Annotated in this window: 1 protein-coding gene; it reads right to left on the minus strand. The window is 61.1% G+C overall.

Translation table 11 applies throughout. The features are described from left to right. The coding region (locus ACE3OH_RS12190; protein WP_374352805.1) for an Ig-like domain-containing protein at positions 1–12754 on the minus strand (12754 nt) is incomplete at both ends.

The following is a 12754-nucleotide window of genomic DNA, read 5'->3' on the forward strand; positions in this document are numbered from 1 at the left end:
CGTCGCCATCAAAGCCGAGGCGGCCGGCCAGATCGAAGCTGAGGTCGTAGCGCTCGCCGGCGCGGGTGTCGATCTGGCGGCTGATGCCCAAGGTCTGGTACTGGCTGCCGGCGGCATCGTTCAGCTCGAGGAAACGGCTGCCATTGCCGGCTGCGGCATTGACGCTGTAGCTATAGCCATTGGCGGCCTGCATGGCGTCGCCGTTGTGCCAGATCTCGAAGCCGTTCTGGCCGCCGTAGAGCTGGTCGCCCTCGGTGATCAGTTTCCAGCCATCGAACAGGCTGCCGCCCACCAGCACCGATTGGCCATTGCTGCTGGCCGGGGCGGCTTCCCAGCCGGTGGTGAACAGGGTCTGGCTGCTCTGGGTGGCGCCGAGGGTGACGGTGGGCGCATCGGCCACGGCGGCGATATCGAGGTTGACCACCGCACTGGCGCTGAGCTTGCCGTCCGACACCGTGTAGGCCAGCTTGGCGTAGTGCTGATGCTGGTTGCCATAACCGGCCAGTGCATACCCTGCCCCACCCGAGGCATTGGCAGCCGGGATAAAGCGCAGCTTGCCGGCATCGATATCGGCCTGGTTGAAGCGATCGCCCACGCTGGCGGCGATCCACTGTGGCTTGCCGTCGTTGCCGGTGATTTGCTTTTGCAGCAAACCGTCGATTGGCAGGGCGTTCAGGGTGATGCTGAGCGCATCGCCATCCACATCGGCCACGGCGAAGTCGCGCCAGGTGAGGACCAGGGCGCTGTCTTCGCTGCCGACGGCGAGCGAATCGACTGCCGTGGGGGCGTGGTTGCTGGAGGTGATGGTAATGCTGACGGTGGCGATATTGGAATCCACCGTGCCGTCGTTCACCACATAGCTAAAGCTGTCGGCGCCGTTGTAAGCCAGGGCAGCGGTGTAGGCGAAGCTGCCATCGGCATTGACGGTGAGCGTGCCGTGCGCTGGCTGGCTGACGATGCGGGCGGTGAGCGGGTCGCCGTTCAGGTCGGTGGCGCCGCGTAGTGGTTGGATCGTGGCCAGGCTGTCTTCGTCCAGGCTGATGGTCTGACCATCCAGCGTCGGGGCGATTTCCTGCTTGGCGACGTTGAAGGTAAGGGTGGCAATGGTCGAATCGGCCACGCCGTCGCTCACCTTATAGGTCAAGCTGTCGGTGCCGTAGAAGTTGCCGTTTGGCGTGTAGGTCCAGCTGCCATCGGTATTGACGCGCAGCGTGCCGTGCTGCGGGTCGTTGACCAACCGGGCGGTCAGCGGGTCGCCATTTGCCGAGTTGGCCTGAGCCAGCGGATTGAAGGTGACACTGCCGAACTCATCCAGACCCAGGCTGCTATCGGCCAGGGTTGGGGCGATTTCGATCTTGGCGACGTCGATATCAAGCGTGGCCTCCTGCGAGCCGAGGAAGGCATCGGCCAGAGTGAAGCGCAGGCTGTCGGCACCGTAGTAGTGCAGCTTGGGCGTGTAGGTGAATGTGCCGTCGCTGTTCTGCACCAGGCTGCCATGGCTTGGCTGGGCGGTGACGGTGGCGGTCATGGCGTTGCCGTCCGGGTCGTTGCCGAACTGGCGCAGGTCGATCACCAGGCTGCCATCTTCTTTGAGCTGTACCGCGCCACCGTTGGCCACCGGAGCGTGGTGGGCCGGCTGGACGGTGAAGTTGACCGTCACCGGGGCCGAATCGGCCAGGCCGTCGTTGAGGTGGTAGACCAGGCTATCGCCGCCGCTGTATTGGCTGTCGGCGGTGTAGGTCCAGCTGCCATCCGGGTTGGTAAGCAACTGGCCATGGGCCGGCTGCTGGTCGATGACGGCATGCATGGCGTGGCCGTTGATATCGACGGCACCAGCCAGCGGGTCGAACGAATAAGCCTTGCCAGCGGTGACAGTGGCGGAAAGGCTGCCGCTTGGCACCACCGGGGCATAGGCCACTTCACTGACCTGCAGGCTGACGGTGGCGATATTGGAAGTCTGGCCATCGACCGTGTACTGGTACTGGAAGCTGTCGGCGCCGTAGTAATGGGTGGCCGGGGTGTAGCTGAAGGTACCGTCGGGATTGACCGACACCGTGCCATGGGCCGGCTGGCTGACTACCGCCAGCGCGCTCGAAGGCAGATGGGCATCGATGGTCTGCGGCGCCACATTGATGCTGTGGTCTTCCTGCGCCAGCACTGGCTGGTCGAAGGCTTGCGGGGTTTGCACCAGGTGGATATCGCGCAGGCTGATATGGCTGCCTGCATCGCCAAAGCCCAGCAGATCGAAGCTGAGCACGGCCGGGGTGCCGGCCAGCGTCTTGCCATCCAGCCCATGTTGCAGGTCCACATAGTAGGTGGTGCTGCCATCTGCATTGCGCATGGCACGTACCGCATTGGCGCGATGCTCGACCAGACCTTGCACTTCGCGCTGCAGATTGAGCAGCGCATCGCTATGGTCGAAGCCATCGCTACCGACCAGGGAGGCGCCGGTATTGGCGTTGAGCAGGGCCACCTCGAAGGCATCGTTCGGGCCGTGGTCAAGGTTGTCCTGCAAATCCTGGTCAACCGTGAAAGCCAGGTAGCGATCGGCAGTGCCGATCTCGAAGGCTTGTGACAGATGCGCGCTACCGCTGGCAGACTCGGCCAGCATGGTGGCTTGCGCAGCAGTGGGCAGCGGCGAATCGGGCAGACTCACTGCGCCGTCGCGCTGCCAGGCGGTCGGCGTTGCCACACTCGCCAGTGTCGGGTTCAAAACGGTACTGCGCTGCGGCGCCGCGCCAAGCTGCAAACCATCCTTGAGCAGACCCAGCTCGCCACCCCGATTGGCACGCAAGCGCCCAATCGCCAGCAAGCCGGCCAGCATGCCGACTGGCGGCAAGGGCGCAGTCGGCGCGCTAGGCTGCGTTGGTATATTGCTGGCGGGGTTGACTGCCGCCGCGCTGGCCGAATCGCTACCACTAAGCTGGGCCAGCAGGGTACGCATCAAACCCAGCTCATCGGCCGACGGCAAACGGCGCTCGCCCGGCTTGACCGTAGCCGCCATATAGTCAGCCGCATCCGGACTATGCTCGAAACCCAGCGCATGGCCGTATTCATGAAGCAAGACTGAGAGCAAATCCATCTTGCCATCAGCCGCGCTGCCCGGCCTCGCCAGCCAGACCGTGGGGTCGGCGGTGGGGAGGAAGTCGCTGCTGTCGCTTGGATCAGCATCGACATACCAGCCGTGGCCGGCCGCGTTGTAGTCGAGGGTGATTTGGGCGGAGGGGCCGATGCCGGTGGTTTGGCCAAGGGCACCCAAAGAAAGATCGGAGACTGTAAGGGGCGACAGGTCCAGCGCCCAGCCGATCGATGTCATTTGCCGGGCAAAGGACTCAGCAGCGGCAGATGAAATTTGCCAGGCACTCGGCGAAGGACAGTACTTACCAAAGTCATTGGAAAACTTTGCATAGTCTTTGCCAAGCACGACCTTTATGTAATAGACAACCTTGACTTGATAGCCTTCGATATCCACCAAGAAGACTACCTTGTCCGTGCCTTGGTAACCCTTATCTGGATAATACGAAAAATCAAATCCAACATAAGGCTGATCTCCCAACTTTCCATGCTTTGGTGCTTGTAGTGTGGCTATCTTGGCATTGTGGTAATCAATATTTGGAAAGCCCTGCGGTAAGTTCCATCCAAATACGTTAATCGCCTCAGCAGCCACCCCCAAGCTATAACTACCATTCTGAATTCTTTGCTCTTCGATCAATCCTGTATTCAAGAATGGAAAGCAAACGCCAACGGTGCCATAAACCTGCCCCTTGACAGGAATTTTCGGTTGAACTTGGGCAACCATCTGCACCGGTTGTGGTGGCACATTTGGCATGGCAACAAAGAGCATATCGGTTTCTCCAGGAGAGACTTCAAATTCGGCTTGCAGCCCGGTCAGATCGACCGATGACTGAGGAACCCCATCCTTGGCTTCGAGTCTTGCGCTACCAATAGCCTGCGCAATGCGATGATTGAGCGCAATGCCAAACTGACCGTTATAGCCGCGGCCGTTGCTGGTTTGGACACCAAGCGCCTTTAGCACCTCACCCATATTGCCATAAGAATTTCCGGCATAAACAAAAGGCTTTACTATTTCTTGCCAATGGGTATCCCGTTGCGGATCAGCTCCATTTCGGACAGCAATCACTGAACTTCTAAATACCCCCAAATCGTCCCACGCGCCGTGATCAACAATGGCGTTGGCATCCCTATGCAAAGAATGCCGCCAGAACCAAGTCCCAGTTCGTGCCGCCACCAGTCGATCGTCGCTTACTGACTGCCAGTTCTTTTCCAGATCATATGTACCTTCGCCATAAACAGCATTAAGTCCTCTGCTAGCTGCTTGGTAGTTTGCCTTCCAAGTCAAATGCAAAAGTCCGCGACCTTTGTATTTGTGACCATCATCAGTCTCCGTGTTGCCCATATTGTATGCAACATCATGAACATTTGTACTGTGATAGGCGTAGTCCGCCTTGTCGTCGGCCGACTTATCATCATAAGCTGCAATAGTCGCCGCATCCGCGGTCTTGAACTTAACAAACCGCTGGCTATATGCTCCATTTTTCATAGCATACAAATTCCAGTTTGTATTTTCTGACAGCTTCGCTAGCCCTCCTGTTTCCCCCCAAACATTAGCCAAAAAAGCAGCCAACCGTTTTGGAGTATTAATTTCGAAATCGGTCATCGCCGAATTAATTGGATCGACCCAATCTATCAATGACACCTTGCTTTGCATCATCTTACCCAGCGATGCGGCCGTAAGCTTATCGCTAAAACTGACGCCATTGGTCCCTAAACCACCCAGCAGCACCCCATTCCGATCAATCAGCCCACCATTCTGCGTCCCATCTCCAAACAGAGCCTTGCGAATCGTGTCCTGATTTCCGGTACCGGTAATCTTCAGTTCATCCCACGAACCATTGTCGCTCGTGCCATCCTTCTGTGTGGCGGTATACACCGACAGGAAATCGCGTAGCGCGCTGCCCTCGTCGTCTACGCCTTGGCGGCTAGTGCTCAAGGTTTCGTTATTCGCCTTCAGCCAGTTGGCATTGGTGCGGTTAGCGTTCTTCAACAAGTCAGACAATTTCAACGCGCTGTCGAAGTTCCAGCTATTGCCTTTCAGTAGCCGGGTAATGTCTGGACTGAACTTGTTGTACAGGCCAAATAGCACTTGGTCGCCGTCGATTCGATCCTGGTTAGGCTTGGAAACATAGTTTTTATTGATGCCGAGGTTCAACATCATGCCCAGCTCGCCCGCACCAGCGAATTGCAGTTTTTCGGCACCGCGCTGCTGCTTGGCGTCACCACCTTTCATTGCGCCGCTTGAGGCAACCATCAAGTCGTAGACCCAGCTCGTGCCAAACTGGTTACTGACGCCCCCGTCGGCCCCCTTCCAGCCTTCCAGGTCGTGGTTAACCGGTGAATAGACTGGCGTCGCACTCGCCGCTTGCCCAGTGCCGGCCTCTTTCTTAAATAGTTGCATCCAGTGCGGCGCGTTGTAGGCATTCAGCCAGCTGAGGGTATTGATGCGTGTTTGATCTGCGGTATTAAGGTCCTTGGCGTCGAGCACGCCGTCGGAGTCAGCGCTGTTTGTGTTGAAGTGTCGGGTCTTGTCGATTGCGTCGTTGTACTTTTTGACGTAATCCTGCCGCGCCATTTCTTCCAGTCCCTTGAAGAAGTCGCCGTTACGGTCGGTGACCTGGGAGCGTAAAGTGGCCTTTTGGGCGGTCTGATCAGCGGCGCTGAGTCGCCTGCCTCTTGTCGTCGGGGTGAATACAGGTTCGCTCCATTTGCTGGTGTAGCCGGTAGGGCTGGTCGAGTCGGCATAGTAGTCGACGGTCATGCTGACCAAGAAATTCTGGTCCCCAGGAATGGAGGCCTTCACCACCGGATAGCTACCGCGTACGGTTTTCTCGCTGCCATCCCCTTGACCATAACGGATAACTTTTTCGAACAGCTTCAAGGCGCTTTGGTCGTCGGCATTGAATTTGCCGTCGACGTCGAAATCCTTGGCTTGATTGGCATTGGCTGGGTCAAATGCTGGGTAGCCCAAATAGGCGAGGCGCTGCTGCACCCGCCACACGTCAAGCAATTTGTTGGTTTGCCCAAGGCCCACAGTGCCACCCAGTTCAAACGCGTGATAGCCTGGATCATCCAACGGACGATCTCCAAAGAATTTGCGATCAGTCGACGACTTAAAGTCAGTTAGCTTGATTTGCACCTGCACCGATGTTTGTGGCGAAATCAGTTTGAGGTAATCGAGCGTAGAGGCATCGTACTTTGGATCTCCGGTGAGCGGCCCCCCATTTTTAATAGCGCGCTTTATCTTTTCTATGCCTGACGGCTTGATGAGGTCTCTATTAAGATTCAGAAAAAGATAGTTATCCTTCAGGCGATCGCCATTGCGTAACACTTCACTGTCCACGCCCGGCGCGATGAATATAACTCCACTCTTCTGCAGCAATTCCCGCTGGTTTTGACCATCAAGGCCAGGGTAAGTCTTCGCGGAAGCAGCAACGATTGATGGACCTTGTGCAGTTTTATCTCGCTCGGCAGTCAGAAACTCACCATTTTCTTTGGCCAAGATCGTGGCACCACCGCGGCTATCAAACTTCATGGTGTTGTTAAAATTAAAATCTGCGTCCTCCAGCAAGCGCAAAGCGGGATGTTCCTGCCGTAGCAGAGCAATCAGATCGACACGTAAAATATCGCCGTAATTCGCCGAAGGCACCACTTTGCCAACCGGTGGAATAGGCACCGGCGTATCACCAGCTGTTAGCAAGTGCTCAGGATTTGCCGGATCGGTAAACGTGATATCGGTCGGCGTCAGTACACTGCTCGTCGCCATCCCCACCACCCAAGCCGGCGTATTGCCATCCAGGCTAGGCAGCGGCAGCTTGGTGGCGGTCAGCACGGCTTGCGTCTCGTCGTCCACTTTCACCACATCAAACGGCAGCGGGTGCCTGGTGTCCTGTTTCTTGATCGAGTGCTCATTGGCCGCCTTGATCAGGTCGCTTAGTTTCCATTTGAGCAGATGGCCCGACTCTTCCGCGTCGCCAGTCTGGATATAGGCCCAGTCGCGGAAGTCGGCCAGCAGGCTCTGGCCGTCGGCGCTGAGGGCGGCGCGGGTGATGGTGCCGTAGAGCGGCGTGGTGGAACCCAGGTACTCGGCCTTGCCGAACGGGTCCTTGATCACACCGATCTTGCTGCCCCAGATCTTGCCGTCGAACCAGTCGGTAAGCGCATAAACCGGGTCGTTGTAGACCTGGTAGTTGTCGGCTACCAGGGCGTACTCCACCCCGTCCTGGTTGACCAGGATGGGCGTTCTGGCCCGTTGAATATTGAGCTGGTAGCGGCTTCTGTAGCGGTCGGAGGCGACCATGCCCTTGTCTTGCGGCACGCCGTTGACCACCACCTTCTTTACTTCGGCCTTGCCCAGCTGGCCTGCGCCTTGCAAAGCGACCGTCACCGCGCAGAAGCCGGCATTGTCGTCATAGCTATTGGTCAGCATAAAACGCAGCTTGCCATCGGCAATACCGGCCGATTCGATATACATCGGCGCATTGCCGGTGAGCTTGTCGTTCGGGAATTCCACCCGGCACAGCGCATCATTGGCGGCGGTCAGCGCCTTGCCCTTGCGGCTCAGCTTGTCCAGATCCAGCACAAACACATTGCCGGGTTTGCGCGCTTCGCGGGCAAACACCCGCTCTTCGCAGGTCACCGCCAGATAGCTGTGCGCGCCTTCGATCACGGCCAGATCGCGGTAGCCGGTACGGGCATGCTCGCCCTTCAGGTCATCCGGCAGCACGATCTCTTCGTTCTTGAGGAAATCGTCATCGGTCTCGTCGATATTGATACGCATCAGCCGGCCGCCGCCCTTGGCCTGGTAGTCGCCGCCTTCGGCCACATACAGCCAGTGGCCCGATACCGCCAGCGCCGACAGGCTGGCCGAGGAGCCAGCCAGCGAGATCGACTGCACCAGCTTGAGGGTGGCAGTGTCCATCACATGGATCTGCCCGCCCTTGCCGGCAATAAACATCAGGCGCTTGTCGAGGCTGAAGGCAATCGCGTCGGTCTTGCTGCGGCTGCCCAGGTCGGTGGCATCGCCATCGACGTCGATAAACTTCTCCTGGTGGATCAATGCCTGGTTTTTGTCGTAGATCTGCAGCTCGCCACCGATGGCCACCGCCGTGAAGTCGCTACGGCCATTGATCAGGCTGGTGGCGGCAGCGCCACTCTTGACCCAACTGGTCTCACCGCGCGAGGTCTGCCTGGCGGTGATGCGTTGCACGGTCAATTCATGAATGCTCAGCGCCACGCCCGCCGGGTAGCTCACGATCAGGCTATCGCCATCGAGCGCTGCCTCGCCCAAATTGTCCCAGGCGCGGAAGCCTTGCCGCTTCAGGGCTTTGCCATTCCAATCATCGCCATCGCGGGCATTGCCCTGGCTGTCGATATCGAGGTCATAGGGTGATAGCCATACACGGAACTTGGTGTCCGAGGCGCGAATACCATCGACCAACGCGTGGCTGAGCTTGATCTTGAGCTGATTGCCCGGCAGCACCTCCATACCGCTGATCTGCGGGTCTTGCGGGTTGGCCCCCTCCGGCAGCGGCGGGATATCGAGCACGATATTGCCGTTGCCGTCGAGCTTCTTTTGCACGGTTTGCACCTGGTAGACGCCCGCAGCCGTGTACTCGGCGATGGTAAAGGCGCTGATCGCCAGACTGGCAATCAGGCCGACGGTGCCGGGAATACCGGTGGAGACATCCAGGCTCAGTCCATCGAAGCTGACCAGCGCACGACGCGACACCTTTACTTCGCCGGTAAAGGCATTGATATGCCGGCCGGCAATCACCACTTCGCCGCCGTTGGCCAGACCTACGAAGGGCTTGGAGGCGGTGCGGGCGATGCCATCGGCACCGATAAAGCCATTGTCCAGCACCCACCAGGTATCGTGCGGCAGACCATCGGCGCCAAGCACGCTGCCTTTTTTCAGGAACAGCACTTCGTCGCCTGCTACCAAGTCGCCCTGGTTCTGCAGCGGAATCGCCAGTTGCAGTGGCGCCGTGCAGCTCTGCCCGCCCAGATCAAGCCGGAAGGCGGCCAGCGGGGTGAGCAGGTCGGGGCGCGGTAGCGGCAGGCCCAGCGTTTCCGCCACATGATTCACATCGAGCCGCGCAATGCTCACCGGCGTATCGGCTGGCAGGCTGCCGGCGCCGATCAGCACCGTTTCGCCGGTCGCAGCACTAACCGCCCCGCCCTCGCTCGCGCTCACCAGCACGCCGCGGCCGGCCGTGCCATCGATGACTCGGGCCGCTTCGACATGCAGATCGATATCGTTCTGGGCGATAGCCTGGCTGATCACATTACCCTGCCAGTCGGTTTTGTTGGCCAGATGTACCACGCTGATGGTGACATGGCCGGCGCGCAGGGCATGGATCACCCCTTGTGTGTCCACTGTGGCAATGCTGTCATCGCTGCTGATAAAGCGGACATCATGCGGATTGGTCTGCGAGATGGCGACGGCAATGCCGGCGGCGGTATTCACCTTGATCTGCCGGCTGCCGCCCGGCACCAGGGCCAGGCTGCCGGGGTAGACATCGAGCGCAGCCGCCGGTAGCGCGACATCATCGGCCGCACCCTTATCCGCGCCAGCACTGGCCGCCGCCGTGTTGAAGGCGGTGACGGTGCGCACGGTATGGCCACTGGCATCGGTATGGCTGATGGTCAGCAAGGCGGCGCCGGCCGAGCGGACATGGATGATGCCAGCCGTATCGACGCTGACTGCGCTGGCGGCAGCGCCGACATAGCCAATGTCGCGCAGCGACTCGCTGGCAATCTGCACATAGCCGCCTGCCAGCAAGCCGGCCGCATCCAGCGCCACGCCACGGGCATCGGCGAAGTCGGCCGACAGTTGCAGCTGCGCCGCCTGCCCGGCTTGCAGGCCGTTAATTGGCGCAGCATGCAAGGCCAGCAGCTTGGCCCCACTGACCGCCACCTTGAGTTCGACCGGCGCACTGCTGGCAAAGCCATCGTCCGCCTGCACGGTAATGCTCGCCTCGCCAGCAAAGCCAGGCTCCGGTGTAAAGCGCAGGCTCTGGCCGTCGGCCTCCAGGCGGGCGCTGCCATGGCTGGCGCCCAGGATGCGCCAGAACATCGGTTCGCCCTGGCTGGCAGCCAGCTTGCCCAGGTCAACCCGGCACGCCAGATCGCTATGGGTGTTTGCCACCGGTGTTGGCAAGGCCTGCACGGTCGGCGCGGATTGCGCGCGGTAGCCGTAGTTGGCAAACAGCAATTGGCGATCGGCGGACGCAATGACCCCATCCCCATCGATATCGCCCACGGCGGCTTGCCCGGCCAGCGCCTGTTCGAAGGCGGCGCTATCGGCGGCATCGACCTTGCCATTGCCGTCCAGATCGCCAGCCACGCTGAGATACAGCTCGGCATCGCCCTCGCCTTGCAGGGTCAGCAGCTTGAGGCCAGCCTCGCTCACCCGGATCAAGCTTGTGCGTTGCCCCTGGCTGACGCTGCTGCCGACCACGGTGGCACCGCTGGCGCCAAGGGTGATGTTGGCGCGGCTACGCACCGCCAGCAGCAGGCTGCCACTGGCACCCGGCACCTTGATGGTGGAGGCCAGTTCGCTGTCGCGCACCATGAATCCCAGCCGCAGCGTCTGGCCGGCCTGCAGGTGACCCTGCCAGGTGGCGCCGCTGCGTGCCAGCCAGTTGGCCGCTTCGCCCAGATTGGCATCGAGCGGCGCATTCATCAGCTGGCCGTCATTGCCATAGCCATACAGCTGGCCCTTATCGCTGCCATACAGCTCGCGCGCCAGCATCAAGCGGCCCTGGCCATCGTAGCGGTACACCCAGCTCGACTGGCCTGCCGCAGCGGTCGGGCCGCTGATCTGCTCGATACGGCCCAGAGGGTCACGCAGCAGGCTGATGCGCTGGGTAGCGTCGCCGAGCAGGGCAATGCTGTTCTGATCCACCAGCCATTGCTGGCCGTCGCTGAAGCGCACCGCCATCAGCTTGCCGGCGGTGTCGAGCAGATAGCGAGCGCCATCGGGCCCGGTCAGGCAGAAGCCAGCCGGCTGCCAAGGCAGGCCACTGGCTTGCTCATACAGGCGATTGCCCACTTTCTGCAGCCAGACCGGTGCCAGCGCATTGCCATCGGCCTGGGCCGACGGATCGATGGCATCGAGGCGCCAGCCGCTGTCGCTGCTGAAGGCAGCCTGCCACACCACCGGCGCACCGGCATTGCCAGCCAGCGCCTGCTTGGTGGGGGTGAAGTTGAAGTGCAGATAGGGTCCGCTGCTGCCATCCAGGCTCGGGGCGCGCAACCACAGACGTGCGCCGTCCTGCCACGGCGCCAGCGCGCCTTGCGCATCACGCAGGGGCTGGTCGCTGCTGATCGCGGTATCCAGCAGCGGCAGCTGCCAGTTGCCGAAGTCGCTTGCCGCGCCGGCTTGTGCCGGCAATTCGCGGCGCAGCTGCACGCTGTGCTCGCCCAACTGGAAGCGCGCCGTGCTGTCGCTGCCCTGGCTCAGCTGCTTGTTGGACGAGTCGATCACCAGCTGGCTGGCCAGCTCGCTCACCTGGCCGCTGACATCCCAGGCACTGAGCCGGAGCTGATATACGCCATTAGCCAGGCCGGCCGGGTCAAGCCGGACCAGATCCTGCAGGCCGCTGCCGGCCTGCCCGCTGCGATCCAAGGGGGGCAGCGTCGTCCATTGCTGGCTACCTTGGCGGGCAATCTGCACCTGCCAGCCCGCCAGCTGCACATCGGCTATTCTGGCCTGCACGGTGATGGCCTCGCTGATCGTCAGCGGCGGCGCATCGCGACCGCCCTGATCGAGCGCGCCGCCCCAGTGCAGCACCGGTGCGGCATGGTCCTGCGGGTCGCGTACCCGGATGGTCTGGCTGGTCGTGCTGCTAAAGCCATCCACATCGACCACTTGCACGCGCAGCTCGGCCAGGCCCGGCGCCACCGCCGCTAATTGCACGCGGCCGGCGCCATCGAGCGCCACATCGCTCCAGTCGGCGGCGCCAATGGCCGCCCCGCGCATCTGCACCCGCACGCTGGCGATATCGCAGTAGCCGTGGCTGCGTACCGTGGCCAGAATGGTCTGGCCCGGCACCACCGGGCTGGACGGGGTCAGGTCGATCAGGGCGGTCGGTGCATTGGCGGCGTTGTCGGCCACCACCCGCAAGGTAAAGGTCTGGCTGCTGACGTCGTAACCATCGCTGACGCGGGCGGTGACGACGAAGTCGCCCAATTGCGCCGGGCCTGGCGTCCAAACCAGGCTATCGCCTTCCAGATGGGCGCCCTCGGGCAGATTGTCGAAGGCGATGCTCAGCGCGGCAGTCTGGGCGGCGCCATCGGCGTCGTTGATCTGCAAGCCCTTGCCGCCCACGCGGCTGATCGGCAGGCGGAAGGTCTGGCCGGCCAGCAGCGCATGGCTGGAAGCGTGGATCTGCGGTGCCTGGTTGACGTCCAGCACCTTGACCTGCACCTGGCGGGTGCTGCGCAGATTGCCGTCGCTGATGGCAAAGGTGAAGGTGAACAGGCCATCGCGCGCCTGCAGGTTGTCCACCGTGCCAGCGGGCGGCGTCCATTCGAAGTAGCCGGTGCGGCCATCGAACTGCACCCCGGCCGGAGTGTGCTCGTCATACACCAGATAGCACTGGGTGGTGTCGCCATCCGGATCGGTGCTGACCAGGTTGAAGCCCAGCGTGTCGCCCTCGTGCACCAGCTGCAA

The organism is Chitinimonas sp. (genome assembly GCF_041904975.1).
GTDB lineage: Bacteria > Pseudomonadota > Gammaproteobacteria > Burkholderiales > Chitinimonadaceae > Chitinimonas.